This is a genomic window from Thermobifida sp. (assembly GCF_017577275.1).
Classification (GTDB): Bacteria; Actinomycetota; Actinomycetes; order Streptosporangiales; family Streptosporangiaceae; genus Thermobifida; species Thermobifida fusca.
Map to the genome: position 1 here is coordinate 1 of NZ_PITY01000014.1, position 26,930 is coordinate 26,930.

Annotated in this window: 22 protein-coding genes; 3 read left to right on the plus strand and 19 right to left on the minus strand. The window is 69.0% G+C overall.

From position 1 onward, the window contains the following. The coding region (locus CW348_RS02215; RefSeq protein WP_287462599.1) for a tetratricopeptide repeat protein at nucleotides 1–2,179 on the plus strand (2,179 nt) is incomplete at its 5' end. Between the two features lie 205 nt (nucleotides 2,180–2,384). Here the strand turns inward: CW348_RS02215 and CW348_RS02220 are convergent. From CW348_RS02220 to CW348_RS02280, 13 genes are all read right to left on the minus strand, one after another. After that, nucleotides 2,385–2,987, minus strand: a complete 603-nt coding sequence (locus CW348_RS02220) for a hypothetical protein (protein ID WP_287462601.1) — start codon at nucleotides 2,985–2,987, stop codon at nucleotides 2,385–2,387. After that, on the minus strand, nucleotides 2,984–3,640 hold the full coding sequence (locus CW348_RS02225; protein WP_287462603.1) for a YcaO-like family protein: 657 nt from the start codon (nucleotides 3,638–3,640) through the stop codon (nucleotides 2,984–2,986). The genes CW348_RS02220 and CW348_RS02225 overlap by 4 nt, the downstream gene beginning before the upstream one ends. Continuing rightward, on the minus strand, nucleotides 3,637–6,204 hold the full coding sequence (gene lanKC / locus CW348_RS02230) for a class III lanthionine synthetase LanKC (RefSeq protein ID WP_082797714.1): 2,568 nt from the start codon (nucleotides 6,202–6,204) through the stop codon (nucleotides 3,637–3,639). The genes CW348_RS02225 and lanKC overlap by 4 nt, the downstream gene beginning before the upstream one ends. 53 nt (nucleotides 6,205–6,257) lie before the next feature. Further along, nucleotides 6,258–7,925 (minus strand): daptide biosynthesis intramembrane metalloprotease, encoded by a 1,668-nt coding sequence (gene mpaP / locus CW348_RS02235; protein WP_061783870.1) that lies wholly within the window; start codon nucleotides 7,923–7,925, stop codon nucleotides 6,258–6,260. After that, the gene (locus tag CW348_RS02240; protein ID WP_278459558.1) at nucleotides 7,922–8,668 is read right to left on the minus strand and encodes an ABC transporter permease; all 747 of its coding nucleotides are present in this window, start codon (nucleotides 8,666–8,668) and stop codon (nucleotides 7,922–7,924) included. Before CW348_RS02240 ends, mpaP begins: the two co-directional genes overlap by 4 nt. After that, the gene (locus CW348_RS02245; protein WP_061783872.1) at nucleotides 8,661–9,395 is read right to left on the minus strand and encodes an ABC transporter ATP-binding protein; all 735 of its coding nucleotides are present in this window, start codon (nucleotides 9,393–9,395) and stop codon (nucleotides 8,661–8,663) included. Before CW348_RS02245 ends, CW348_RS02240 begins: the two co-directional genes overlap by 8 nt. Then, the gene (locus tag CW348_RS02250) at nucleotides 9,392–9,574 is read right to left on the minus strand and encodes a hypothetical protein (RefSeq protein ID WP_061783873.1); all 183 of its coding nucleotides are present in this window, start codon (nucleotides 9,572–9,574) and stop codon (nucleotides 9,392–9,394) included. Before CW348_RS02250 ends, CW348_RS02245 begins: the two co-directional genes overlap by 4 nt. A gap of 150 nt (nucleotides 9,575–9,724) precedes the next feature. After that, nucleotides 9,725–9,868 (minus strand): daptide-type RiPP, encoded by a 144-nt coding sequence (locus tag CW348_RS02255; RefSeq protein WP_278459844.1) that lies wholly within the window; start codon nucleotides 9,866–9,868, stop codon nucleotides 9,725–9,727. Between the two features lie 48 nt (nucleotides 9,869–9,916). After that, on the minus strand, nucleotides 9,917–11,134 hold the full coding sequence (gene mpaC / locus CW348_RS02260; protein WP_278459845.1) for a daptide-type RiPP biosynthesis dehydogenase: 1,218 nt from the start codon (nucleotides 11,132–11,134) through the stop codon (nucleotides 9,917–9,919). Further along, on the minus strand, nucleotides 11,131–12,423 hold the full coding sequence (gene mpaD / locus CW348_RS02265) for a daptide-type RiPP biosynthesis aminotransferase (protein ID WP_104613140.1): 1,293 nt from the start codon (nucleotides 12,421–12,423) through the stop codon (nucleotides 11,131–11,133). The genes mpaC and mpaD overlap by 4 nt, the downstream gene beginning before the upstream one ends. After that, the gene (mpaM, locus tag CW348_RS02270; protein WP_287462611.1) at nucleotides 12,420–13,223 is read right to left on the minus strand and encodes a daptide-type RiPP biosynthesis methyltransferase; all 804 of its coding nucleotides are present in this window, start codon (nucleotides 13,221–13,223) and stop codon (nucleotides 12,420–12,422) included. The genes mpaD and mpaM overlap by 4 nt, the downstream gene beginning before the upstream one ends. A gap of 133 nt (nucleotides 13,224–13,356) precedes the next feature. Further along, on the minus strand, nucleotides 13,357–14,280 hold the full coding sequence (gene mpaB, locus CW348_RS02275; RefSeq protein ID WP_234351652.1) for a daptide biosynthesis RiPP recognition protein: 924 nt from the start codon (nucleotides 14,278–14,280) through the stop codon (nucleotides 13,357–13,359). Beyond that, a complete protein-coding gene (locus CW348_RS02280) occupies nucleotides 14,277–15,239 on the minus strand; it encodes an LLM class flavin-dependent oxidoreductase (RefSeq protein WP_011290650.1) in 963 nt (320 codons plus the stop codon). Before CW348_RS02280 ends, mpaB begins: the two co-directional genes overlap by 4 nt. 336 nt (nucleotides 15,240–15,575) lie before the next feature. On the opposite strand from CW348_RS02280, the gene CW348_RS02285 reads away from it, so the two are divergent. After that, the gene (locus tag CW348_RS02285) at nucleotides 15,576–16,139 is read left to right on the plus strand and encodes a hypothetical protein (protein ID WP_011290649.1); all 564 of its coding nucleotides are present in this window, start codon (nucleotides 15,576–15,578) and stop codon (nucleotides 16,137–16,139) included. Nucleotides 16,140–16,393: 254 nt separating this feature from the next. Here the strand turns inward: CW348_RS02285 and CW348_RS02290 are convergent, their stop codons facing one another. From CW348_RS02290 to dnaK, 6 genes are all read right to left on the minus strand, one after another. After that, nucleotides 16,394–16,588 carry a hypothetical protein gene (locus tag CW348_RS02290; RefSeq protein ID WP_011290648.1) on the minus strand — a complete coding sequence of 65 codons (195 nt, stop codon included), beginning with the start codon at nucleotides 16,586–16,588 and terminating at the stop codon, nucleotides 16,394–16,396. Between the two features lie 283 nt (nucleotides 16,589–16,871). Further along, entirely contained in the window at nucleotides 16,872–19,475 is a 2,604-nt protein-coding gene (gene clpB, locus CW348_RS02295; RefSeq protein ID WP_011290647.1) for an ATP-dependent chaperone ClpB, read from the minus strand. 96 nt (nucleotides 19,476–19,571) lie between these two features. Next, nucleotides 19,572–20,015, minus strand: a complete 444-nt coding sequence (locus CW348_RS02300; RefSeq protein WP_104613121.1) for a heat shock protein transcriptional repressor HspR — start codon at nucleotides 20,013–20,015, stop codon at nucleotides 19,572–19,574. A 5-nt stretch (nucleotides 20,016–20,020) separates the two neighbouring features. Continuing rightward, nucleotides 20,021–21,157: a molecular chaperone DnaJ gene (dnaJ, locus tag CW348_RS02305; RefSeq protein WP_016188055.1), complete on the minus strand. Its 1,137-nt coding sequence runs from the start codon at nucleotides 21,155–21,157 to the stop codon at nucleotides 20,021–20,023. A 98-nt stretch (nucleotides 21,158–21,255) separates the two neighbouring features. Beyond that, entirely contained in the window at nucleotides 21,256–22,050 is a 795-nt protein-coding gene (grpE, locus tag CW348_RS02310) for a nucleotide exchange factor GrpE (RefSeq protein WP_104613122.1), read from the minus strand. A 33-nt stretch (nucleotides 22,051–22,083) separates the two neighbouring features. After that, nucleotides 22,084–23,925 (minus strand): molecular chaperone DnaK, encoded by a 1,842-nt coding sequence (gene dnaK, locus CW348_RS02315; protein WP_011290643.1) that lies wholly within the window; start codon nucleotides 23,923–23,925, stop codon nucleotides 22,084–22,086. Nucleotides 23,926–24,365: 440 nt separating this feature from the next. On the opposite strand from dnaK, the gene CW348_RS02320 reads away from it, so the two are divergent. Further along, the gene (locus CW348_RS02320) at nucleotides 24,366–26,516 is read left to right on the plus strand and encodes a (Fe-S)-binding protein (protein WP_016188054.1); all 2,151 of its coding nucleotides are present in this window, start codon (nucleotides 24,366–24,368) and stop codon (nucleotides 26,514–26,516) included. Nucleotides 26,517–26,930 lie beyond the last annotated feature (414 nt).

The window sequence follows — 26,930 nt, forward strand, 5'->3', positions numbered from 1 at the left end:
CCTCGGCTGCGACCCCGGAGACGCACAGCGCCCCCCCGACGCACCCACCCCCCCGGGCCCCCCGGCCCTGCGCCCCGCCGCCCCCCCGGCCCCCGCTGCCCCGCCCGAACCCCCGCCGTCCTCCCCCTCCCGCGGCGTCACCCCCTACCAGCTCCCCACCGACACCGCCGACTTCGTGGGCCGCACCGAAGCCCTTGAAACCATCCGGACGACCCTGCTGAACAGCGACGGCGCCGTCGGCGTCGCTGTCCTGCTGGGCCGGCCCGGCGTCGGCAAAAGCGCCACCGCCGTGCACGCCGCCCACCAACTCGCCGCCGACCACTACCCGGACGGCCAGCTCTACTGCGACCTGCGGGCCAGCCGCGGCGCCCCGCTCCCGCCCTCCGACATCCTCGGCCGGTTCCTGCGCGCCCTCGGCGTCCCCGGTCAAGCCATCCCCGACGACCCCGACGAGCGGGCCGCAATGTACCGCGGGCTGCTCGCCACCCGCCGCGTCCTCGTCGTCCTCGACGACGCCGTCTCCGAAAGCCAAGTCCTCCCGCTCATCCCCGGCGGCCGCGGCTGCGGAGTCATCATCACCTCCCGCTCCCGGCTCACCGGCATCCCCGGAGCCACCCTGGTGGAACTCGACATCCTCAGCGGCGACCAGTCCCTGGAACTCCTCTCCCGGGTCGTGGGCGCGAAGCGGATCAACGCCGAACCCGAAGCCGCCCGGGCCCTCGTCCGCTCCGTGGGACGGCTGCCGCTCGCCCTGCGGATCGTGGCGGCCCGTCTCGCCGCCCGCCCTCACTGGACCCTCGCCTCCATGGTCGGGCGGCTCGCCGACGAACGCCACAACCTCGACGAACTCGAACACGGCGACATGACCGTGCGGGCCAGCCTGTCCCTGACCTACGACGGGCTCGACCCGCGCAGCGCCCGCGTCTTCCGGCTGCTCGGCCTCGTCGACGGGCCGACCATCCCCTGCTGTACCGCCGGAGCACTCCTCGACGATGCCCGCCCGTTCCCCTCCGACCTGGTCGACCCACTGGTCGACGCGCAGATGCTCGACGTGACCGGGGTCGACACTGCAGGGGAACCCACCTACCGGTTCCACGACCTGACCCGCGGCTTCTCCTGGGAACGGCTGGTCGCGGAAGAAGACGACGCCGACCGCCGCGCCGCCAGCGAGCGCCTGGCAGGCGGCTGGCTGGCCCTGGTCGACGAAGCCAACCGGCGGATGATGGGCGGCACCTTCCTCCAGCTGCGCGGGGACGCGCTGCGCTGGCACCTGCCGCGCCACTACCGCGACCGGCTGCTCTCCGACCCCGCCGCCTGGCTGGAGAGCGAACGCGCGAACCTGGGTTCGGCCGTCGCCCAAGCAGCAGAAGCGGGACTGGACGGCCACTGCTGGGAACTGGTGACCGGGTTCGCCATGTTCCTGGAACGCCGCGGCTACTTCGACGACTTCGACGAACTCCACTCCCGCGCGGTGCGCGCGGTGCAGGCAGCGGGTAACCGGCGGGGCGCCGCAGCCCTCGCCTACTCCTCAGTCACCCGGCTGCTCCACCAGCGCCGCCACAAGGAAGCGCGCACCGTCCTGAACCGTACGCTCGCCGAGTTCATCGACCTGGGCGACGGCTTGGGGCAGGCGCTGTGCCAGCGCCACCTGGCCTACCTGGCGTCCCTGTCCGGCGACGACCAGACCGCCCGCGAACTGTGCGAAAAAGCGCTGGCCGGCTTCTCGGCAGCCGACGACCTGGGCGGCCGGTGGCGCACCCTCATGCTCCTCGGCCATCTGCGGATCCGCGCAGGGGAAACGGAGGCCGGACTCGCAGACCTGGATGCGGCCCGCCACTACGCGGAACTGACGGGAGACCCGCGCGCCCGGGCCCAAGTGCTGCGCCGGCTTGCCCAAGCGGCGCTGCACCGGGGCGAACGGGACGCCGCACTGGACCAGTTGCAGACCGCTTTGGAGCTGGTCAGCGGCTTGGACGATCCGATCGGTGAAGCTCTCCTGCTGTACGAGTTGGGCCTGCTCCACCTCGCCGAAGGGAAACGGGACGCGGCACGCGGCCTGCTGGAGCGGGCCTTGCGCATCCGCGAACAGCTCAACGACAGCGCCGGTATCCGCGAGATTGCCTCGGTGCTGGACACGCTGCGGGACCAGGCTCCGGTGCCGGACCGCGCCGCCCGGTAGCGCCCCAGGCGCGGCCGGGTCAGCAGACTTCCCACGGGTCGCTGGAGCGGGCACCGGTAGCGACGATGACGGCCGGGTTCGTGGTCAGCATGGGAACCTCCTCACCAGGTGTTCCGCTTTGCGGTGGTGATTCCACTGTGGAATAACCGGCCGTCACCGGGCTATCGCCGGGCTATCCCCACCCTTCTCTGCGGTCCGGCGCTGGTCACGGCAGCGGATGCGGCGGCGCGTCGTCGTCCGCCGTGCGGCGGGCGGCCAGTCCGGTGCGCTCCACCGCTGAGGCCAGCCGCGCCCGATTCCAACTCCACGTGTGGCGTTCATCCATGCGCAACTGCTGGTAGCCCACCGGGACGACCTTGAGGGCGTGCCACCCCATGGCGCGCAGCGGCTCGGGCAGGCGCGCCGCCAAGTCCACGACCAGCGGGTCGCCGCCGTCAGCGAGAACCGCCGCGACCAGCTCCTCGGTGCCCACCCCTGGCGTCCACGCGACCTGTGCCGCGTCCCCGTCGCAGCCGGCCAGCCACTCGCGTACCGCCGCAGCCCCGGCAGGCGAAGCGAGGTAGGCGATCCGGTCGTCCTCGTCCACGATCTCCTCGGCCGCGACCGGGCGTACCCCGGATTCCCGTGCCCGGAGCAGCACGGAGCGCACCTGCCAGGCTTCCTGGAACGCGCCGAGCGCCGCCTCCCAGGGGCGGTCGGACGCTTTGCAGCCGATCGCGGCCAGGTCGCCGTCCGCGTCGTCCAGCCCGCCCACACAGCACCACACCGCGGGATGGGCGGTGGGCAGTACGACCAGGAACGGGGTCATCCCCTCACGGCGCGCCCGCTGCCACAACTCTCCCAGGGCCCGGCGGGAGCGCTCACCATCCCCGCCGGGTCGGCGACCCGGTAGGCCCGCAGACCGCGCTGCCAGGCCACCATCACCGCGTCGCGTTCCACCACTTCCAGCAGCGCGGCGCGCAACGCCATCTCCCAGCCGAGCCCGGAAGCAGCCCCCGAAGGCCCCGGGTCGAAGTAGGCGCTTTCCCGCGGATCGCACGGCCAGTCCACGAGCGGAGCAGGAACCATCACCTTGGCGCCGTCGCGCAGCCGCCGTGCCGGATACCAGTGCAGTTCCAGGTCGGCGGCGTGCGGCGCGCCGAGCGCAACCTCGGGACGGTGGAACTCCACGGCCGGCGCGGGCAAGCCGGTGCGGCGCCCCCGCACTGGTCCGGCGGCGCGCCCCGGGTGCAGGGCGAACCGTTCCACTGCTTCGCCTGCGCCGCGGACCAGCGCGTCGTTCCGGGCCAGCCCGCACGCACCCACCATCCGGGCGGACAAGGGCAGGCTGTTGTCGTCGGGGCCGGGGGAACGCAACTCCACTCCCGCAGTCCACAGCGGGTCGCGGGGGGTGGGCGGTTGCAGTCCGAAAACGCGGGCGATCCCCCCGGCCGGCCCTAGGGTCCGAGTGACGTCGATCATGCCGGGACCAGTCCTTTCTGCTCGGACACGCCGCCTCCTGCGAGCGCGGGCGCCGAATCGTCGAGGAACGGCAGCGGGCACGGACGGCCTTCCACCACCGTGTGCAGGGCCAGCACCACCCCGGAGGTTCCCGTGGCCAAGTCGGTGGAGAGCCGCAGACTCTGGTCACCGAGCAGCAGCAGGCCGGAGCCGACCCGCACCGCGTCCCACCCGAAAGCCGACAGGTGCTGGTCGATCAAGGCCACCGGCCGGTCGGACGGCCACTGGTCGACCAGGGCCAGCAGGGTCCCGGCACGTCCGTTGAACAGTCCGGGGAAGGACGACAGCTGCCGGGCAGCGGACCGCAGCAGCATCCGCCGCATCCGGTCAAGCTCCGGGTCGGGGCGGTGCCGCAGCAGGACCCGCAGCGCCAAAGCCATTCCGGGGCCGCCGCTCAGCCCGGCAGGACAGGCCAGCGCGCCCTCATCGACACCGGGCGGGATCACGGCCGCCACGTCGGCGCGGAGAGCCCGTTCGGCGGCGTCGAGCAGCTCCTCGCCTCCCCCGCCCTGCTCGTACAGCCGGGTCAGGAACAGCGCCTGCCCTGCCCCGCCGTGCAACAGTCCGACACGCCGCGCCGGGGTGCCTTCCACCAGCCACGGCCGGGCCACGTGGACACCGAGTTCCGCGGCACGCTCCAGAGCCCCGTCGCAGTCAGAGAAGTGCAGCAGTGCGAGGCCCAGTCCGGACAGACCGTCCAGCAGGCTGGCGTTGACGTGGTCGCGCGGACAGTCCCAGGCTGCGGCGAGCAGTTCGCGGGCCGTTTCCGGGCGGCCGATCCGGTCCAGGGCGTAAGCGATACCGCTGAGACCGTCGTAGAAGCCGGGCCCCATGCCCTCAACGTCGCGGACCCGGTCCACCAGCCAGCGCACATGCTCCTCCGGGACAGGCTGGCCGACCGTGTCCAGCGCCCACAGCACTCCTGCTGCGCCGTAGCCGAAGCCCAGTCCGGCACCGGGGGTGAGGAACTGGCGGATGTCCCCGGGGTAGAGCCGGTCCTCCCGTCCGGGGGTGGCAGCCTCTCGGATCCCGGACGTCAACGCGGTGGCAAGGGTCGGCCACGTCTGCCGGGTCGGGGCAGGCCACAGCGGTTCCGCGGGCCGCTTCACCGGCGGGGCGGACGGTCCCAGCCCTTCGCGGATCCGCGCCACATAGTCGTCCGGCAGCGGGAAACGCTCAGTCACCAAGCCGATGATCTGCTGGTATTTGTCTTCTCCCCAGCTGATGACATGGGTGAAGGGGACGAAGAGGCCGAGCCGCAGGCAGGCCAGCGCGAACAGGTCGACGTCGGGTCCGGCCATGTCCGGGGGTGCGGAGTAGCCGAGGGCGCCCATGGCCTGGCGCGCGCCAGAGTCGGCCGGGGAGGCGGTTTCCAAGTCGATGAAGACGATCGAATCGTCGGGGCGGACCAGGATGTTGCCGGGATGCAGGTCACCGAAGGCGATACCCCGGTCGTGCATGCCGCGGACTCCCTGTTCCACCTGGTCCATGATGTGCAGCGCCCACCGGGTGTAGTCGGCGTACCGTGTCGGGTCCGTGTCGCCTACGAGCAGGGGGTTGCGCTGCGCCACGACATGGTTGAGCGGAATACCGGGCACGTACTCGCGGGCCAGGAAGAGGTGCTCGTGCCCGCGGCGGTAGTCGATCAGCCGAGGCACGTGGGGCAGGTCGGCCAGCGTCTCCAGCGCCCACCGCTCCTGTTCCAAGCGGGTAGCGGCGTCCACCCTGTTGTTGTCCAGTCCGGCCATGGGCCGGGCCTCTTTGAGGAGCACGTCCTCGCCAGTGCGGATGTCGCGGGCCAGGTAGACCCCGCCACCGTTGGAGAAGTGCAGGGCCTTGTAGGGGCGGAACGGGAAGTCGCGAAGGGTTCCGGCCCGGCGCTGTGCGAGCGCCTCGTCCAGGAAGGAAGGCACTTCCACCCAGTCGGGGACCCGGAATCCGGGGCGGCGCTCGTCGGGGACGAGATTCCCGTCCGGGTCGCGTAGGCACGGCACCAGTTCCCCCGTGGGGGACGGGCCCATCATGAGGGTGAACCCTCCGTAGCGCACGTACAGCGGACCGGACCGCCACCGCAGGTCGCTGAGGATGTAGGGGCCGGGCGCGCCGCCGATCAGCTCGTCCAGTTCGCAGAGGATGCGTTCCAAGTGCGCCTCGTCGCGCGGGTAGATGGTGATGAACTTGCCGCTGGCGCTGCGGTCCCCGTACTTGCTGTTGCGGCGCTGCAGGACACGGAGGCTGCGGATGAACTTAAACATGATGCGCCGTTCCACGCAGTAGTCGAAGACAGTCCGCAGCAGCTCTTCCGCGTTGTCGAGGGTGGCTGAGACGTGCACCTTCCACCCCTGTTCGGGTATTCCGGGGTCCGGTGGGGTGAACACCGCCCACTCGCTGCCCAGGCTCCGCTCCCACCCTTCGGGGAGGTCGCCGTGGACCAGGGAAAAGTCGTTCTCGGAAGATTCGGCCGGCGGTTTCTCGTAGAAGTGGCCTGCGGTCAGGCAGAACTCGAGGTAGCGGAAATCGAGCACGGAGGTCTCCTCGTCGATCGGGGGTGGGGGTCTCGGGAAGGGGGACAGCAGAGTCACCAGTCCAGGAGCGGAACGAGATAGCTGCGGTAGAGGAACTCCCACAGCGGCAGGTCGGCAAGGTGGACGCGGGCGATCCCGAACTGGTGCGGGGGAAGGTCGGTGACGCGGATCTCGTAGCCGACGGCGGGCACGCGGACCTCAGGATCGAGGGTGATGGGGACGAACGCGGCGAGGGGAGCGGTGGTCTCCGCCCCGGTGGAGGACTCCACTACGGCCGCGCCGACCTGTGTTTCCACGACCATGCCGCCTTGGATGAGCTCGACCTGCTGCCCTGCGGCCACCTCGCCCGTCGCGGGGTCGGTGAGCAGCACCAGTTCAGCGCGGTCACCGTCCACGACGTAGGCGCCGGTCGCACTGCACGGGACGGGAAGCAGCAAAGCCAGTGCTGCGGCACCGCCGAGCAGGACGCTGCCTAAGGCGATCCGCCAAGGCCGGGCGCCGGTGCGACGAGCCTGACGGATGAGCCGCCGCACCCCGCGGAACACGGCGTAGCCCAAGAAGCCCAGGCCGCACACCACCAGGGTGATGCCCACGGCCCCGACCCGGTGGAACAGGTCAAACCAGAGAGCCAGCGCAGTGGTCACCAGATAGACGGGGAAGGCCATGCAGGCCAGGCCGAACGGGACCGACCACCAGCGGCCCAGCCCCGGCTCGCGCCGCCCGCCGAAGAGGATCCGGGCCAGGAACGCCCGGGCCTCAGCCATGGCCCGGTCCCGCAGGTAGGGCAGGTCGAGGTGGCTCATCAGGGCGAGGTAGCCGTCCAGTTTCACAAACGGGATGAGGTTGAGCAGCCCGGCTGCGTAGGCGACCACGGAGAACACCAGGATTCCAGCGCGGACGTCGGGGTGGTCGACGACGAAAGCGGTGAACGCTGCTGCCCCCGCGATCACGGCCTGCGTGGCTATACCGGCGAGGGCTACCCGCACCCGGTGTTCGCGGCGCAGCCGCCAGCCGTCGGAGACGTCGCAGAAGAACGCGGGCGCCAGATAGAACAGCATCACCCCGATCCGGGTGGGACGGCCGCCGTAGTAGGTGAGGGTCACCCCGTGCCCGAGCTCGTGCAGGGAGGTGGAGGCGAGGAACGCTGCCACCACGCCCGCGTAGACGCCGAGCGGCAGCGGCTCGCCCATGGCTCGACCGAGGTCGGCGGCCTGGGCTGCGAGGGCGAGCACGCCGCCCAGCGCGACCGCGGCTGCCAGGGTGGCGGTGACCCGGTTGGCCGCGGCGACGATGAGCGGGCGCAGCCACTGCAGCAGCCGCTCCGGCCGGACCAGGGTGAACTGGACGGTCATCGGGGGGACGAACACGACCCAGGGGGTCCGCCGCAGGACGCGGCCGTCGTCCAGCAGGCCGCGTTCGTGGAGGCTGCGGACAGCGGAGTGGACGTTCTCGGCGGTCCACGGGCGGCCGAGCCGGTCAGCGAGCCCTGCCGCGTCGGTCTGCCCGTCCAGGGCCTGCATCAGGCGGGCCACGTCGGCACCGATCCGGAAGTAGCGGCTGCCGCGCTGGACCACCCAGTGGGCTTCGCCGTCGGCGGGCGGGTGGACGACCACGTCCTCGGCGAGGCGCGGCCGCTCCGGAACGGACTGGGAGGTGTCGGACGGGGCCGGGCGGGTAGCGGCGGTGCGCCGGCCGGCCCCAGGGAGGGTGTGCGTCGTCATGTGATGTCCCTCGTACGGAGAAGCTGGTAGCCGGCCGCGCCCGTCGCCACGATCCATCCACAGATCACGGCCAGGGCAGCGGGCACGGAGAGCAGTTCAGGTTTGCCATCCAGGTAGACCGAGCTCATCGCGATGGTGAGCAGGTACTTGGCCACTTCGGGGACCGCGCGCAGCAGGTAGGGCTCCAGCCCCAGGGTGAGCAGGACGATGATGAGGACCGAAGCGACCTGGTGGCGGACAACCCAGCCGAGGGCCACTCCCCAGCAGGTACCGAGAGCGGTTACCGCGAACACGCCCAGCGCGGTCTGCCAGCCCACCGTGGTCCACTCGGGGGAGAAGTCAGCGAACGTCGGGATGAAGACGAGGGGGGAGAGCAGGGCCGCTCCGGCAGCGACCAGGCCGAACAGCACCCCCATAACGGTGCCGACGATCATCTTGGCGGCGAACAGGCGCCCTCGGCCGCCGCTGAGCAGGACCGAGCGGCTGATCGTACCGGTGTGGTATTCGCCTGCCACGAACACCGCGCCGAACAAGGTGGAGAACAGGTGCATGGTCATCCAGGCCCTGATGACCTCTTCGGTGACCGAAGCGCGGACTTGGGTGGTGACGGCCGCGGTGTCCTCCACGCTGGTGGCGTATCCGTACGCCACGGTCACGCCGAACAGGATGCCGCCGCCTAGCAGGTAGAGCCAGCTCCGCCCGGTGAGGGCCTTCCTCCCTTCAGCGAGCAGTACGTTAAACATGGACTACTCCCTTCGTTTCAGTGCCGATCAGCTCGAAGAAGCGCTCCTCCAGGCGGTCGCCGCTCTCGCGGACCAGGTCCTTAAGCGGACCGGCGTAACGCAGGGTGCGCTGGATAATCACGACGTCGTCGACGGTCTGCTCAACTTCGGAGAGCAGGTGGCTGGAGATGAGGATGGTGCGCCCTTCGTCGGCGAGAGAGCGGAGGAAGCCGCGCAGCCAGCGGATACCGTCCGGGTCGAGGCCGTTGACGGGCTCGTCGAGGATGAGGAACTCAGGGTCGGCCAGCAGAGCGCAGGCGAGGGCGTGCCGCTGCCGCATCCCCGTGGAGTAGTCCTTCACCCGCCGGTTGGAGCGGCCGTCCAAGCCCACCAGTTCCAGCACTTCGTCCACCCGGGAGTCGGGAAGTCCGAGCATCCGTGCCCAGATCCGCAGGTCGCGGTGGCCGCGCACAGTGGGGAACGAGTTGACGCCGTCCATGCTGACCCCGACCCGGTGGGCTGCCCGGTCGAGGCGGTGGTAGGGGGCGCCGAAGACTGTGGCTTCGCCTTCGGTGGGTCGGACCAGGCCGAGCAGGATGCGCATCGACGTGGTCTTGCCTGCCCCGTTGCTGCCGAGGAGGCCGGTGATGCGGCCGGGGCGGACGTCGAAAGTGAGGTCTTCGACTGCCGTGGTGGAGCCGAACCGCTTGGTGACTCCGCGGAATCGGGCAACAGCGTCCTGGCTCACTGCTGCCCCCTCTGGAGGTTGGTGCGGAACTTGGCTCCGATGAGGGCGGCAGCCACCGTGGTGACGGCGATGGCGGCGATCCGCGCGGTGCCGTCCAGGAACAGGACGCTGGCCGCGGTGAGTCCAGCGCAGACGGCGAGGATTCCGGTCAGGTTGGTGTTCGAGTCGAACCAGGACATGGTCTCTCCGTTTCGTCGTGGGGGTCGTCGGGGGTGAGGGGGCCGCCCCGGCCCCACGTCCCGACGCTGGTGCATCGGGGAAGTGTGGGGCCGGTGAAGGCGGCTACCTGGGGGGCGGAACTGTGTCCGCTGTTGGATGGGTGGACGGTTTTAGGTGAGGGTGGTGGCGAAGGAGGCGCTGATCACGGCGCTGAGAGCGGCTCCGGTCCAGAAGCCGGGCGCCTCCATCGCTTCCAGCTCCTGCATCTCCAGCTCCAGCGCAACCTCGTTGGGCTGCGGAGTGATGTCCTGCATCCGTGCTCCTTTCGTGTTTCTCGGTTTTCTCGGTGGTCCGCCGCCCGGTCAGGCGACGGAAGTCTGTGGTGTGCCGGGCGCGAGGGCTCTGTCGGCCACGGCGTCGGCAAGCAGTTGGCGGATCTCGGCTTGGGTAAGGCCCCCGAGCACGGGGAGTCCTGCACCCCACGCGTGGACGGCGCGGGCCGCCACCGTGTCGAGCTGGGCGGGGTCGGCGGTGATCCGGTGGTCGATCTGCCAGCGTTCGATGAGCGCAGCGATCCCTTCCGCCGGGTCGTCAGGCAGGCCGGGCGAGTTCTCTGCCAACCGCTGCCAGATCCGGACCAGCCGCGGAGCGGAGCCGATCCTGTGGTCCCCGTCAGCGATACGGCGCCACAGCGGCGGCAGCAGGGCGGCGATGGCGGGCATCTTGCGCAGCGACAGCTCCCAGGAGAGTTCGTTGGCGATCGCCCAGCCTTTGACCGCGTAGGGTTTGCGGCCCGCGTGGAGGTCTCCGAGCTGGCTGCGGCCGCTCAGTTCAGCGATCCGCAGCCGTATCTGAGGGCTGATCGGCTCGCCGCGGCGGCGCAGGCGGTTCACTTCGTCGCCGAGCCGCACCAGTTCGGCGGCGACAGCTTCGACCAGGGCGTCCTGTTCCGGCAGGTCGGCGTGGTCCCCGATGTAGGGGCTCACGGTGCGGAAGAGGGCTTCGAGCGTGCCTTCCGCGACCAGCTCGACCGGCAGGGTCTCGGTCGCCAACGGGTCGAGCACTGCCGCGTCTGGGCGGAGGCACAGTCCGCTGATGATCCGTTTGCCTTCGGGGTAGACCAGGCAGGCCACTGCGCTCAGCTCGGTGCCGGTGCCCAGCGTGGTGGGGATGGCGAGCAGCGGTGTCCTCCGCTCGACCGTGACCGGGAGGATGATGGTGCCGCTGCGCTGCGCGACGGTCAGCCGACCGCGGGCCTTGGGGTTGCCGCACAGGGTCGCGGCCAGTTTCACCTGGTCGATGACGGACCCACCGCCCACTCCGACCACCAGGTCGCAGTCGGCGAACCGGTCTGCGAGTCGGAGGACGGAGTCGAGGTTTCCGGCGTCGGGGAGGACGAAGAACCGGACCTGCACGCCTGCCGCGACGATCCGTGCCCGCACGGTGGCGAGGATCGGGGTGTCGGTGAGGGTCTGGTCGGTGACCAGGGCGACCGTTGTGGCGCCCTTCTGCCGCAGCCATTCGGTCAGGTGGCCGCAGCCGTACATGGGCCGGGGCGGGGCGGTGGGCAGGAGAGTCATGCGATCGTCTCCGCGGGGGTCGCGGCCTGTTCGGCCTCGTGGTGGGCAAGGATTCCGCGGCGGACGCAGTCCAGCAGTTCAGCCAGTTCAGCGTCGCTGTAGGTGAGTGCCGGGACGAGCTGCACCCCTGAGGGGCCGGGGTGGACGATCGCTCCTGCGTCGCGGATTGCGGCGACGAGGGCGGGCACCCGGTGCTGCGGGAGCGGTGCGCCGGAGGCGTCCGCGATGCGCAGCGAGCGGAAGCAGCCGACCCCGGTGGTGCCGATGATCTGCGGCATTTCTGCCATGAGCTCCGCGATACCGGCACCCAGTTTTTCGCCGAGCGCTTGGCCTGCGGCGACAGCGTCCAGTCGGCGCATTTCAGCGATGGTTGCGCTGATCGCCGCACAGGTGAGGGGGGTGGCGCCTTGGGTCTCGGCGTGGGAGAGCACCGCGTCGTGTTCGGTGAAGGCGTCCGCGACACGCTGGGAGACGATGACGGCCGAGGCCGGGCAGGTGCCGTTGGTGAGCCCTTTCGAAGTGATCAGCAGGTCAGGCTGTTCCGGCCAGCGCTGGGAGGCAAAGAAGCTGCCGGTCCGGCCGAACCCGGTGGCCACCTCGTCGGCGATGAGGAGGAAGCCGTGCTCGGCACGCAGCCGCAGGAGTTCCGCCACGTACTCGTCAGTGAGGGGGATCGTTCCCGTGCCTACGACCGGTTCGACGACCACGGCGGCGATCTGCTTGGCGGCGCGGGAGACCAGGGCGTTCAGTTCAGCGGTGTCGTTGGGCCGCACGTGGCGGACCAGCCGCTGGTCGACCCCGTAGAGCCGCTGCCCCAGGTCTTCGCCGGTGAGCGCGAAGCCGCCGAAGGTGAGGCCGTGGTAGCTGCCTCGCAGGCTGACGACGAGGGAGCGGCGGGTGCGGCCGAGGAGGGCGTGGTAGTGCCGGGCCACTTTCATGGCCGCGTCGTTGGCGGCGCCACCGGAGGAGGAGAACAGGACCCGGGAGTAGTGCTCGGGTCCGCTCACCTCGATCAGGTCGGCGGCGGCGCGGCGGGCGTAGACGTTCTCGTACCGGAAGGCGCTCAGGTAGGAGGCGTCGTGGAGGGCTTGGGCTACTGCTTGCGCGATCGCCGGGTTCCCGTAGCCGAGGTTGGCGTTCCACAGTCCGCTCGCCCCGCACAGCAGTTCGCGTCCGTCGGCGAAGCGCACCCGGTGGCCGCGGGCGGAGACCGCGCAGATGCTGTCGTCTCCGTGGGCGCTCGGCGGCAGCAGGTAGGGCCAGAGCGCGGTGCTGGTGGTGTGGCTCATCGCTGGATCTCCGCTTCGATCAGGGTCACCCGGTGCCGGCCTGCGTCTTCGAGCGGCGTGCGCCGCTGCTGGACGGTGAACCCGGCCTGGGTGAGCTCGGCGGCAAGGCGGTCTGGGGGGAGCACCCGTACGTGGCCGGTGCACACGGGCACTGGGCCGTCGGGCAGCTCGCTGGGGAGCACGGTGATGGTGCGGACGTCGGCACCGGCGGGCCAGTGTTCGTAGAGGCGGTAGGCGGTCCCGCTGGCCCCGGTTGCGGTGATCTCGACTTCCTCTTCGGGGGAGTCCGCGCCTCGGTCGAGGGTGGTGAGGAAGAACCGTCCGCCGTCGGCGAGGTGTTCGGCGACGCAGCGGTACAGTCCGGCGCGGCCCGCCCGGTCCAGCAGCGAGATCGAGGTGGTGCCGAGGACGATGACGGCGTGGCGGCGGGGGAGCCGGAAGTCCGCCATGTCGGCTTGGACCACCGTGCAGCGTTCCCGCAGGTGGGCGGGGGCGCGGTCGAGTTGCTGCCGGAGCAGCGCCAGCATGTCCGCGGACAGGTCCAACGCGGTGACCTCGCGGCCCAGGGCCAGGAGGGGCAGGGTGATCCGCCCCGATCCGGCGGCGAGGTCCAGCACCGGGCCCGGGTGGGGGCGGACCAGTCCAACCAGGTGGCGGACTTCGCCGGTGTCGCGGAGGGACATGTCGTGGTAGATGGGGGCCCCGTGCGGCCCGTACAGGTCGCACAGGCGGGCGCGGTCGCCGAGTTCGGCTACGAGCTGCCCGGCCCGGCCAGGGGGCAGGAGGGTGGTTGCAGCCATCACACAGCCACCTCCGATCCGATTCCGGTCAAGGTCACGCCGGATTCGGTGAAGAAGCGGTCCACGGCGGCCAGGCTGCGGGGCGACGCGTATTCGCTCGCCTGCTCTGCCGACCCGGTGACCAGGAGGGCTTCTACTGCTGTGGCGGCGGCCAGGTTGACCTGGAAGGTGCGTCCGCTGGCGGGTTCGTAGACGTATCCGCTCTCGTCGTTCCAGAACAGCAGGGGCGTGGCAGCGTCAGCCGAGTCGGGGTGGTGGTCGAGGGCGGGGTTGAGCCGCTGGCCGAACCCGGAGACGCGGAGTCCGACGATTTCGCGGGTGGCGAGCATCCGCAGGCCGTCGACAGCGGCCAGGTAGCGGCCGAGCCAGGGGCGGGCGAGCAGTTCCCGTGTGCGGTGCTTGCCGCGTTGCGCCGGTCCCAGTTCGCTCGCAGGGAGGCGAGCGTGTCGCCGACACGTCCGAGGCTGCAGCCACCGATCGAGGTGGAGATTTCGCCTTCGGCGTTGACGTAGAGGCGTAGCTGAGGACCGTCGACTCCCGGGCCTGCTCCCAGCCCGGGGAGGTCTGCGATGCGGACTGCGGGCACGACAGCGATGTCGGGAAAGACGCCTTCTTCGCGGGCCCGGTCGGCGTCGGCGAGGAAGAGTTCCAGGTCGTCGGGCCCGGTCACCCGGACCAGGGTCGGACCGAGGACCGACATGAACGGGCTGGTGGCGTAGTCCTGGGTTTGGAGGAAGAAGTCGTAGCCGATGGACATCTCGGCGTTGGGTTCGTCGAGCGTGCCCGCGAAGCCGACGACGCGGGAGGGGTCTGCTCCGTGCCCTTCGGGGGCGAGCACGACGGTGTTGTCGCCGACGAGGTCGGTGTCCAGGAGGTCTGCGAGGTGGGCCGGGTCGGCCACCACGATGGTCGAGCAGGAGTCCTGGTTGGCGGGGCCGACCTCGAACTGGCCGGTGCTCCAGGACATCAGGTGCCGCTTGATCCGCCGCAACTCGGTCTTGTCCATCATCGTGTTTCCCGTCGCTGTCGTGGGGTGGGTCGTCTGTGGGGTGGTCATCGCGTTACCGCCGCGAGGATCTGCTTGAGGTCGTCCATGGCTGCCTGGTGGCCGCACGCCTTGTACACGCCGGTCACGTTGAGGACGACCTCGTCCACGCCGGCTTCGCGGTAGCGGTCGAGTTCGGCGCAGACGGTGTCCAGGTCGCCGCTGACGAAGGCCCCGCCTTTGATCAGGGCGCGGGCGGCGTCCTGCGGGCTGCTGCCGTGGACGTGGACTCCGGCGCGGCGCAGCATGTCGAGGTAGTGGGGTCCTTGCAGGTGCGCGGCGTTGCTGGCGAGAGCTACCTCGGCGGGATCGGTGCCGGGCCGCTCCAAGGCCACCGGGACGATCGCGGTGACGGTCGGTGCGGGACGTCCGGCCTCCACCGCGCTCTTGCGGATGGCGGGCAGGAGGGTGTCCCTGATGTAGGCGGCGGGAGTGAGCCAGGTGATCGCCACGTCGGCGAGTTCTCCGGCGACTCCGGCCATTCCCGGCCGCAGCACGCCGAGGCCGAGCTTGACCTCGGGAGCTGCCGCGGGGGGCAGTTGGGCGTGGACGGTGAAGTATTCGCCGTCGAGCCGGACCACTTTCCCGGAGAGGAGAGCGCGGACCGCGGTGAGGTATTCGCGTGCCGCGGTCAGCGGACTGCGGTAGGGGGCGCCCAGGATGCCCTGCTGGAGGCTGCGCGCTCCCGGTCCGAAGCCGGCGATGGCGGGGTGCCCGGTGGCCATGGCCAGGGATCGGGCTTGGAGGGCCGCCTCGTAGGGGTGGCGGAAGGGCATCAGGGTGACGCCTAATCCGGCGGGGACGCGGAAGCCTGCCCCGGCCGCGTAGGCGAATCCCTGGTGGGGTTCGATCAGCAGGGCCTGCCCTTGCCACAGGCGCTCCGCACGGGTCCAGTTCACCAGCGCGGCGTAGGGCAGCAGTTGCTCCGGGCGGCGTGGGAGGAACGGGACGAGTACCGAATAGTCGGTCATGCGAGGCTCCTTGGTGTGGGCGGGCTGCCATAGCCCCGGGTTTCGTGGATCCGGTTGTGTGCCGTCTCCGGTGGACGGCACTGAATCTGTCAGTCGGCGATCGCCCGGGCTTCACACCGCTGTCGCACCCGCAGAATTTTTTGCTTTTCTCCGTTGTGCCAGGTCAAAGGGGGACTATCCGGGCGATGTCCTGTGGGGCTGGTGGTGCAGGCGGGAGTGATAGCCCGTGGATAGGCAGTGGATGCTGCTGCGCGGCACCGTGGTCCGTGGAGCCGACTTCGAGTGGCCTTCGCCGGGGCTGTGTCCCGGCGGCTTCCACGGATGCGAGGTGTGACGATGAACGATGCACGCGTAGTGGAGACGCTTGGCGGATGCCGGGTGGACGGGGTCCCGGTACGGCACGGCCGGGCGTTGGAGCTCGTGGCGGTGCTGGCGTTGGCGAAGGGGTCGGCGCCGCGGGACTGGCTGCTGTCCACTCTGTTCGAAGGCGACCCCGCCCCGTCGAGTTTGCCGACGCTGGCGCTGCGGGCCCGCAAACTCGGCATCGACGTGCGCTACGACCGCGACCGCTGCTGCTATCTGCTGGCGGGTGAGGTGCGCTGCGACGTTGTCGAAGTGCTGGAGCTGGTGGAAGAGGGCCGGCTGGCTGAGGCGGTCGCCCGTTACCGGGGGCCGTTCCTGCCGAAAAGCTACAGCCCGTTCGCGGTGCAGATGCGGGCGAGTCTGGAGGAGCGGCTGGTCCGCGCGGCTCTGCTCAGCGACGATGTCGCGTTGATGGCGTCGGTGGACCGGGTGGTCAAGCACCCGGAGCTCAGCCAGGAGCTGGTGCGCCGGGGAGGCGACGCCGTGGTGGTCTCGCTCAGCCGGTCGTGGCTGGCCGGTCTCGAAGCCGCGATCTAGGGGGGATGGCTGTGACGGCGCGGAGCCGTCCCCTACGCCGCGAGGGCGGCCGGAGCACTCCGGCCGCCCTCGCGGCGTAGGGGCTGGTGAAGGAAGCGGACGGTTTTTTCGGAAATCTGGAAAAGACTTCGGCCGCTCAGGTCCGCGGCGTGATCTTGTTCCGGGTTCTCGGCATTGCTGAGTACGGCCGCTTCCTGCAGAAAGGGATTCCGCGGGATCCAGTGGCTGGAGTCCGCGAAGGCTCCGCTGTGCGCTCAGGCGCGTCCGGCCTTCTTATTGGACGCCATCTGGTAGACGGCCCATCCGACAATGATCACGGTCAGCACGAGGACGACGATTTTGACGGTGTCGCCGAAAAAGAGACCGGCAACACCGTTGGCCACGGCAACAAAGCCGAGGAGACCTGCGAGGTTGGTGTTGTTGTGGTGCCAGGAACCGTTCTTCGCCATCACTATCCCCTTCGTATCACTCCGGCGTTCTCACAACAGAAAAGACTGTATTCAATTTATCACTTTCCGTGTCCTTACAGAGATATGTCCGATGATCCCCTGAAAATGGGTTTTCGGCCCCATCCGAAGGAAAATGCGACGTCACAGCTATTTCGGATTCCTTGGCGCCGAATATCTCCCCTGCACAAACCGCGCCGCGGTGGGCCGTTCTGGAAACCGGGGCAGAAAAAACAACCGGGGGCGGTGACAACGGCATGTCACCGCCCCCGGTTACGGTCACCGCTTATGCGGCGGACGCGGGCTCCTTCACCGGACCCACTGTCAACGAATCCTTGGACTCGTCCACATCCACGCGGACTGTGTCGCCCTCAACGAGGTTGCCCGCCAGCAGTTCCCGGGCCAGCGGGTCGCCGATCGCGGTCTGCACCAGCCGCCGCAGCGGACGCGCACCGTAGACCGGGTCGTAGCCGGCCAGCGCCAGCCACTCGCGGGCAGCCGGAGTGACCTCCAGCTTGAGCCTCCGGTCCGCCAGCCGCCGGGCCAGCCGATCCACCTGCAGGTCGACGATCTTGGTCAGGTCGTCGGTGGACAGCGCGTCGAACACGATCACGTCGTCCAACCGGTTCAAGAACTCCGGTTTGAAGGTGTTCCGCACCACCTGCATGACCTTCTCGTGCCGCTGGGCGTCGTCCAGCGTGGGGTCGATGAGGAACTGCGACCCCAGGTTGGAGGTCAGGATCAGCAGCGTGTTGCGGAAGTCCACCTGGCGGCCCTGCCCGTCGGTGAGCCGCCCGTCGTCCAAGACCTGCAGCAGGGTGTCGAAGACCTCGATGTGGGCCTTCTCCACCTCGTCGAGCAGCACCACCGTGTAGGGGCGCCGCCGCACCGCCTCGGTGAGCTGGCCGCCCTCCTCGTAGCCGACGTAGCCGGGGGGCGCACCGACCAGCCGGGCCACCGAGTGCTTCTCGGAGTACTCGCTCATGTCGAGGCGCACAATCGCGCGCTCGTCGTCGAACAGGAACTCGGCGAGCGCCTTCGCCAGCTCCGTCTTACCCACGCCGGTGGGGCCGAGGAACAGGAAGGAGCCGGTCGGCCGGTCAGGGTCGGAGATCCCCGCGCGGGCCCGCCGCACCGCATCGGAGACGGCGGCCACAGCGCGCCGCTGCCCGATCAGGCGCTTTCCGATCTCCTCCTCCATCCGGAGCAGCTTGGCGCTCTCCCCCTCCATGAGCCGCCCCACGGGGATACCGGTCCACGACGACACCACATCGGCCACGTCGTCGGCGCCGACCTCCTCCTTGACCATGGTGGCGTGCTCGGCCGAGTCTTCCTCGGAGAGAGCCTCCTCCAACTGCCGCTCCAGTTGCGGGATCTCCCCGTACATCAACCGGGAGGCTTCCTCGAAGTCGCCGTCGCGCTGGGCGCGTTCGGCCTGGCCCCGCAGCTCATCCAGCTTCTCCTTGAGCTCACCGACCCGGTTGAGCCCGGCCTTCTCCTGCTCCCAGCGGGCGATGAGCGCATTGAGCTGCTCCTCCTTGTCGGCGAGGTCGGCGCGCAGCCGTTCCAGCCGCTGCTTGGAGGCGGCGTCGGACTCCTTGCTCAACGCCATCTCCTCCATCTTGAGCCGGTCGACCACGCGCTGCAGTTCGTCGATCTCCACCGGCTGGGAGTCGATCTCCATGCGCAGCCGGGACGCTGCCTCGTCGATCAAGTCGATGGCCTTGTCCGGCAGGAACCGGGCAGTGATGTACCGGTCGGACAGGGTCGCCGCCGCCACCAGCGCCGAGTCGGCGATCTGCACCTTGTGGTGCGCCTCGTAACGGCCCTTGAGGCCGCGCAGGATCGCGATCGTGTCGGCCGCGGACGGCTCGTTCACCATCACCTGCTGGAACCGCCGCTCCAGCGCCGGGTCCTTCTCGATACGTTCGCGGTACTCGTCGAGCGTGGTCGCCCCGACCATGCGCAGTTCGCCTCGGGCCAGCATGGGCTTGAGCATGTTGCCCGCGTCCATCGCCCCCTCGGCCGCACCCGCGCCGACCACGGTGTGCAGCTCGTCGATGAACGTGATGATCTGCCCTTCGCTCTGCTTGATCTCGTTGAGGACCGCTTTGAGCCGCTCCTCGAACTCGCCCCGGTACTTGGCACCCGCCACCATCGCGGGCAAGTCCAGCGAGATCAGCCGCTTGTCGCGCAGCGACTCGGGGACGTCGCCGGCGACAATACGCTGGGCGAGGCCCTCGACCACCGCGGTCTTGCCGACACCCGGTTCACCAATGAGCACCGGGTTGTTCTTGGTGCGCCGGGACAGCACCTGGATCACCCGGCGGATCTCCGCGTCTCTGCCGATAACCGGGTCCAGTTTGCCTTCGCGGGCCCGCTGGGTGAGGTCCACCCCGTACTTCTCGAGCGCCTGGTAGGTGTCTTCCGGGGTCTCCGAAGTGACACGGGCGCTGCCCCGCACCCGGCTGAACGCGTCCAGCAGCGCTTCCGGTGTCGCGCCTGCCTCCCGCAGCAGGGTGGCTGCCGTCCCCCCGTCCGCGGCCAGCCCGACCAGCAGGTGCTCGGTGGAGACGTACTCGTCCTCCATCTGCTTGGCGCGCTGGGCCGCCGTGTTCAGCGAAATGATGAGCTGCCGGGAGCTCGCCGGCGCGTTGACCGTACTCCCCGACGCGCGAGGCAGTCGGGCGATCTCCTCTTCCACCTTGGTGCTGAGCCTGCCTGGATCGGCCCCCACCTCTTTGAGCAGGGGCCGGACGACTCCTTCAGCCTGGCCGATCAGGGCAGACAGCAGGTGCACCGGTTCGACCTGGGGGTTACCGTCCGCGGTTGCCCTCCGGATTGCCGCGGACAACGCCTCCTGACTCTTCCTGGTGAGCTTATAATCCATGTCTCGCCGCCCCCTTCAAGGCACAGAACAGGTAAGACGAATGCGCTGCCCCGCCGGAGGCTCGAAGGAGCCCGGGGCCGGGGCGGCCCAGGGCTACTACTGCGGCTCGGGGGGCTGGGTCGTGGTGCGGTTGAAAATAGTGATGCGAGTGCGGTGGACCGGGAGCAGTTCGCCGCCACTCCGGGATGAGGAGGAGTGGTCGCTGCTGGCCCGCCGGGCCGCCACCGCGGAGCGGGCTGCGTTCAGCTCGTTGTGCAAGTGGAAGATGTGCTCGCGCAGCTCCGCCACCTCGCGTTGCAGTTCGAGGATGCGTTTGATCCCGGCGAGGTTGATGCCCTCCTCCTGGGAGAGCCGCTGCACCTCGCGGAGCATCTGGATGTCGCGCATCGAGTACCGTCGGCCACGGCCCGGCGTCCGCCCCGGACGCACGAGCCCGAGCCGGTCGTATTGCCGCAGAGTCTGCGGGTGGAGCCCCGACAGTTCTGCCGCAACCGAAATGACGTAGACGGGAGTGTCCTCGCCGAACGTGGCGTCGTTCATGGTTCTCACGCCCCCTTCGCCCGGGCTTCCAGATCGGCGCGCGGGTTGTGGTCGGCTGTGGCGGCCTGGAATCGCTGCAACGCCTCCCGCGCCTCACTGTTGAGATTCTGCGGTACCGCCACCTCAACGGTCACTAGCAAGTCTCCAGTTGTGCCGTCCCGCCGGGTAGCCCCCTTGCCGCGGACCCGGAACACGCGCCCGTTGCGGGTGCCCGGCGGAATCCGCACGGTGACCGGTGGCCCGCTCAGGGTGGGCACGCGCACCTCCGCTCCGAACACGGCTTCGGGGAAGGTCACCGGGAGAGTGAGGGTCAGGTTGTCTCCGGACCGGCCGAACACGGGGTGCGGGGTGACCCGGACGGTCACGAACAGGTCGCCAGCGGGGCCGCCGCGTTCCCCTGGTTCGCCCTTGCCCCGCAGCCGAATCCGCTGGCCGTCGGACACTCCCGGGGGAATGCGGGCCTGCACGGTGCGAGTGCCCTTCACATTCCCCGTTCCGCTGCAGGTCAGACACGGGTCGTCGGCCAAGTAGCCGCGTCCCTTGCACAGAGCGCACGGTTCGGACAGGGAGAAGCCGCCAAGGTTGGTGCTCTCGTGCCCGGTCCCCGCACACCGGGGGCAGACCCGCGGGGTCGTTCCAGGCTTGGCCCCGCTGCCCCGGCAGGTGGGGCACGAGACGGTGGTCGTGAGCGTGAAGCTCTTCGTGGTGCCGGAGACCGCTTCGGTGAAGCTGAGCGTGGTCTCGGTTTCGAGGTCGGCGCCCCGCCGCGACTGGGTGGCGCGGCCGCGGCCGCCGAACAGTCCACCGAAGAGGTCGGTGAGCCGTTCACCCCCGGTCGTGGTGTGGCCGAACAGGTCGCCGAGGTTGAAGTCGCCGATACCGCCCCCGCCAGGCCGGTAGGCCCCGCCGAACAGCGACCGGGCCTCGTCGTACTCTTTGCGGCGCTTCTCGTCCGACAGGACGCTGTAGGCCTCAGAAATCTCCTTGAACTTCTTCTCGGCCTGCGCGTCGCCCTTGTTGGCGTCGGGGTGGTACTTGCGCGCGAGCTTGCGGTAGGCACTCCTGATCTCGTCCGCGGTGGCCGTCTTTGAGACTCCGAGGACCTTGTAATAGTCCTTCTCCAGGTAGTCCTTGGTGCTCATCGACGTCTGCTTCTCCCCGCTCGTGCTCTGTGCCCAGTGGTGACTGAGTCGGGTGTCCCAGGCCCGAGCCTGGGACACCCCTTCTCCTACCGCTCGCGCTACTGTTCGTCCGCGGTGTTCTTGTCCGCGGTGGCGTCAGACAGCTCCGTGGATTCCGCGGCCTCCGCCGACTCGGACGCTTCAGCAGGTTTCGCCTCGTCGTCTGATTCGGACGGTGCGGCAGCCTCCTCGGTTGCAGCCTCTTCCTTCTTCTCCTCTTCCGAGGCGGACGTGTCCTCCTCGGCTGGCCCTGCCACGACCACGCGGGCCGGACGGACCACCCGGTCACCGATGAGGTATCCGGGCTGGAACACCTCGATGACGGTCGGGACGGTCACGTCAGTCGAGGGCACCATGGACAGGGCTTCGTGCACGGTCGGGTCGAACTCGTCGCCCTTCTCGCCGTACTTCTTCAACCCCATCCGAGCGACCAAGGACTCCAGCGCCTCGCCCACGGACTTGAAGCCACCGACCAGTTCGTTGTGCTGCCGGGCTCGGCCGATGTCGTCCAAGATCGGCAGCAGCTCGGTGAGGACCTGGACGAGTGCCTGCTCCCGCATTGCGGCGCGGTCCCGGTCGACCCGCTTGCGGTAGTTGATGTACTCCGCCTGCAGCCGCTTGAGGTCGTCGGTGCGTTCCGCGACCTCTTGCCGCAGCCGGATCAGCTCCGCGTTCTCCTCGTCGGTTGGCTGTGCCGTCGTGGATTCGGCTGCCGCAGCCGCGGAGTCCTCAGAGGGCGACGCGGCCTCCCCCTCTGGAACGCGCGGCTGGCCGGTTTCGGGGTCGATCCGCCGCTTGTCGCGGATCACCGGCCCCTGCTTGTCCGTGCTGTGCTCGTTCTCCGGCACCGCCATTGAGTTACGCCTCCTCTATCCAGGGCCCGGTCTTCACGAGTTGCCTTCGCGCTTGGGCTCCTCGTCGACGATCTCCGCGTCCACGACCTCCGCGTCCTCGGCGTTCTGCTGGCCGCCCGCCGCTGCGCCGGAGGCCTGCTGGCTCTGGCTGTAGATGGCGGAGCCGATCTTCTGGCTGGCCAGGGCAACCTTCTCGCTGGCGCTGCGGATCGCCTCGATGTCGCTGCCTTCGAGCGCCTTCTTCAGCCCGTCCAGCGCCTCCTTGGTCTCGTTCTTGACGTCCTCGGGGATCTTGTCCTCGTTCTCGGAGATGACCTTCTCGGTCTGGTAGACCAGCGACTCGGCGTTGTTGCGGGTCTCCGCTTCCTCGCGGCGCTTGCGGTCCTGCTCGGCGTACTCCTCCGCCTCGCGGATCATCCGCTCGATGTCTTCCTTCGGCAGCGCGGAGCCACCGGTGATGGTGACCGACTGCTCCTTGCCGGTGCCGAGGTCCTTCGCGGTGACGTTGACGATGCCGTTGGCGTCGATGTCGAAGGTGACCTCGATCTGCGGCACACCGCGCGGCGCCGGCGGGATGCCGGTCAGGTCGAAGACGCCGAGCTTCTTGTTGTACTTAGCGATCTCCCGCTCACCCTGGTAGACCTGGATCTGCACCGACGGCTGGTTGTCCTCGGCCGTGGTGAAGATCTCCGAGCGCTTGGTCGGGATGGCCGTGTTGCGCTCGATGAGCTTGGTGAAGACACCGCCCTTGGTCTCGATGCCCAGCGACAGCGGGGTCACGTCGAGCAGCAGCACGTCCTTGACGTCACCCTTGAGCACACCGGCCTGCAGGGCCGCGCCGACCGCGACGACCTCGTCCGGGTTGACGCCCTTGTTGGGCTCCTTGCCGCCGGTCAGCTCGCGCACCAGGTCGACCACGGCGGGCATCCGGGTGGAGCCACCCACCAGGACCACGTGGTCAATCTGGTCGACGCTGATCCCAGCGTCCTTGATGACCTGGAAGAACGGGCCCTTGGTGCGCTCGAGCAGGTGCGACGTGAGCCGCTGGAACTCGGCGCGGGTGAGCTTCTCGTCCAGGTGCAGCGGACCCTCGGCGGAGGCGGTGATGTAGGGCAGGTTGATCGAGGTCTCCGTGGAGCTGGACAGCTCGATCTTGGCCTTCTCCGCGGCCTCGCGGAGCCGCTGCATCGCCATCTTGTCCTTGGACAGGTCGATGCCGTTGCTGCTCTTGAACCGCTCGACCAGCCAGTCCACGACGGCCTGGTCCCAGTCGTCACCACCGAGGTGGTTGTCACCGTGGGTGGCCTTCACCTCGACCACGCCGTCGCCGACGTCCAGCAGCGAGACGTCGAAGGTACCACCGCCGAGGTCGAAGACCAGGATGGTGGCCTCGCCCTCTTTCTCCAGGTGGTAGGCGAGCGCAGCGGACGTGGGCTCGTTGATGATGCGCAGGACGTTGAGGCCGGCGATCTTCCCTGCGTCCTTGGTGGCCTGCCGCTCAGCGTCGCTGAAGTAGGCCGGGACGGTGATGACGGCGTCGGTGACTTCCTCGCCGAGGTAGGCCTCCGCGTCCCTCTTCAGCTTCTGCAGCACGAAGGCGCTGATCTGCTGCGGGGTGAAGTCCTTGCCGTCGATGTGGGTCTTCCAGTCGGTGCCCATGTGGCGCTTGACCGAGCGGATGGTCCGCTCGACGTTGGTGACCGCCTGGCGCTTGGCGATCTCACCGACGAGCACCTCACCGTTCTTCGCGAAGGCGACGACGGACGGAGTGGTCCGAGCTCCTTCGGCGTTGGCGATAACCGTGGGTTCGCCGCCTTCCAGGACCGCGACGACAGAGTTTGTCGTACCAAGGTCGATGCCGACCGCACGTGCCATGAGTGCTTCCTCCGTCAAAGTTGAGTCTGCCTAACGCAATGTTGCTTCGTCACAGACTCACTGTCAAATCAATTGAGTCGCCTAGGCTCAAGTTTCTTTCGCGCTCATGACAACGCGGAAGACACATCGATTGTTCCCTGGCGACCGTCACTTCTGATCACGGTTCTTGAGAAGCCAGGGACATCCCAGGGAAGGCCCAGTACTCTCCTCCGAGAAGTCCCCGAGCCCGAGGCCCGCACCGCCATCCCCCGACCGGCTACCCAATGGAGATGACCACATACCCTCTTCACTAACCTTGACAACCAGCCATCCTGTCCAGTCGGTCAATGGGTGGGACCGGCGGAGCGTTGACCCGTCGGTTATTACTCGCTAGTAACATTGGGTGGACCCCTGGTGCGCCGTGCACCAGGACACGACAGCACGTTGGGAGGCCGCGGGCGATGCTCTACCTGATACTGGGGATCATCACGACCGCCTTCGCCGTGGTCGGGGTCGCCGTGTGGGCCTATGGCATCAGCCGGATGGTCCGCATCCTGCGCGTCGGCCGTCCGGTGGAAGCCGCTCGAAAGGCAGACTTCGGGCGACGCATCACGAACACGCTGATCGAGACACTCGGTCACACGCGCATGCTCAAGTGGCGCTGGATCGGCATTGCCCACTGGTTCATCATGGTGTCGTTCCCGGCCCTGGTCTTCACAGTGGCCGAAGCCCATGGTGAAGTGTGGGATCCCCACTTCCAGCTGCCGCTCATCCACGACTGGACGATCTACGGCCTGTTCATTGAGGCCATTGCCGCACTGAGCCTCGCGGGCATCGTCGGGCTCACCATCTACCGGCAGCTGCGTGGACCGCGTGTCCTCGGCCGCAAGTCCAGGTTCGCCAACTCCAAGCACTGGACCGCTTACTACGTCGAGGCCTACATCATCGCCCTGTTGGTCTCGATCTTTGTGATCCGTGGCGTCAAGGTCGCCATGGGTGACTTCCCCTTCCCGGTGTGGGCTACCCCGATCTCGCACGCCTTCGGCGCAATCCTCCCCGCCAACGAGTACCTACTGGCCTCTGTCGCGGCCTTCAAACTGATCATCTCTTGGCTGTTCTTCATCGCCATCGGCGTGTTCCTGACCATGGGCGTGGCCTGGCACCGCTTCACCGCGCCGGTCAACATCTTCTTCAAGCGCAACGCCGACGGCTCGGCCGCGCTCGGCCCGGCCAAGCAGATGCTCAACAAGGACGGCGAGCCGCTGGACTTCGAGGAAGCCGACCCGGACGAAGACCCCTTCGGTGTCGGCAAGATCGAAGACTTCACGTGGAAGGGCCTCCTCGACTTCACCACCTGCACCGAGTGCGGCCGCTGCCAGTCGCAGTGCCCGGCCTGGAACACGGGCAAGCCGCTGTCCCCCAAGAAGCTGGTCATGGACCTCCGGGAGCACGCCTACGCCAAGGCTCCCTACCTCATGCAAGGGATCACTGAGGAGACCCCGGACATCCACGAAGACGTGCTGGCCCTGCTCAGCCGCCCCCTCGTGGGCACGGAGGAGGAGAACGGCGTCATCCACCCCGACGTCCTGTGGTCCTGCACCAACTGCGGCGCCTGCGTCGAACAGTGCCCCGTGGACATCGAGCACATCGACCACATCCTCGACATGCGCCGCTACCAGGTCATGATCGAGTCCAGCTTCCCCTCCGAGGCCAACACCCTCCTCAAGAACCTGGAGAACAAGGGCAACCCGTGGGGGATGAGCGAGTCCAAGCGCATGGACTGGATCTCCGAAGTCGACTTCGAGGTCCCCGTTGTCGAGGACAAGCTCCCCGAAGGAACCGAGTACCTCTTCTGGGTGGGCTGCGCGGGCGCCCTGGAGGACCGGGCGAAGAAGACCACCAAGGCCGTTGCCGAACTCCTGCACATCGCCGGCGTCAAGTACGCCGTGCTCGGCGGGATGGAGACCTGCACCGGCGACTCGGCGCGCCGGCTGGGCATGGAGTTCATCTTCCAGATGCTCGCCCAGCAGAACATCGAGACGCTCAAGGAAGTCGGCGCGACCAAGATCGTGGTCACCTGCCCGCACTGCTTCAACACGATCGGCAACGAGTACCGGGACCTGGGCGGCGACTTCGAAGTGGTGCACCACACCAAGCTGCTCGCCCAGCTGGTCAAGGAAGGACGCCTGGCGCCGATCGAGCGGGTGGACCGGAACGTCACGTACCACGACCCGTGCTTCCTGGGCCGCCACAACAAGATCTACGAGCCGCCGCGTGAGCTGATCAACGGCGTGCCGGGAGTGTCCGCGACCGAGATGCCGCGCAACCGGGAGCGCAGCTTCTGCTGCGGTGCGGGTGGCGCGCGCATGTGGATGGAGGAGCGCATCGGCAAGCGCATCAACACCGAGCGCGTCGAAGAGGCGCTGTCCACCAAGGCGGACCTCATCGCTACCGGTTGCCCGTTCTGCCAGGTCATGGTGAGCGACGCCGTCAACGAGAAGAAGTCGAAGAAGGAAGCGGCCGAGTCCGTGGAAGTGATGGACGTCGCGCAGCTCCTGCTCCAGTCGGCGAAGCAGAAGGAAGAGGGAGAGGCCGCCAAGGAGACGGTCTAACCCTCCCGGTGCCACGGGCTTCCGGCACAACCGGATCGGGGCCGCGGCCGTCGGGGTGATCCGCCCCGGCGTCCGCGGCCCTTGTGCGCTACGGCGCCGGTGAGGAGGCATGGCGCAGGAAAGGCTCGGGCAGCCCCGAGAACAGGACCGCAGGGAGCGTCAGGAGCTCACCGCGGGGCAGCCGGGGCAGGCAGGGCCGGGCCCTCTCTTTGGGGCGCGTGGCGGCCGTGGCGTGATGCGGGGAGCGCCCCCGAACTGGCGCATCCGCGTCTCCCGCTCGCGCGTAGTGAGGTATGTGTCGTTCGCCGCGGGACAGCACGTCCGTATCCCGGTTGATGGACGCGGTCCAGAAGTGCTGGTCCGACCCAGTGTCCGCCCCGCACTGGATCGCGCAGCCGCGCTCGCGCCGCGGGT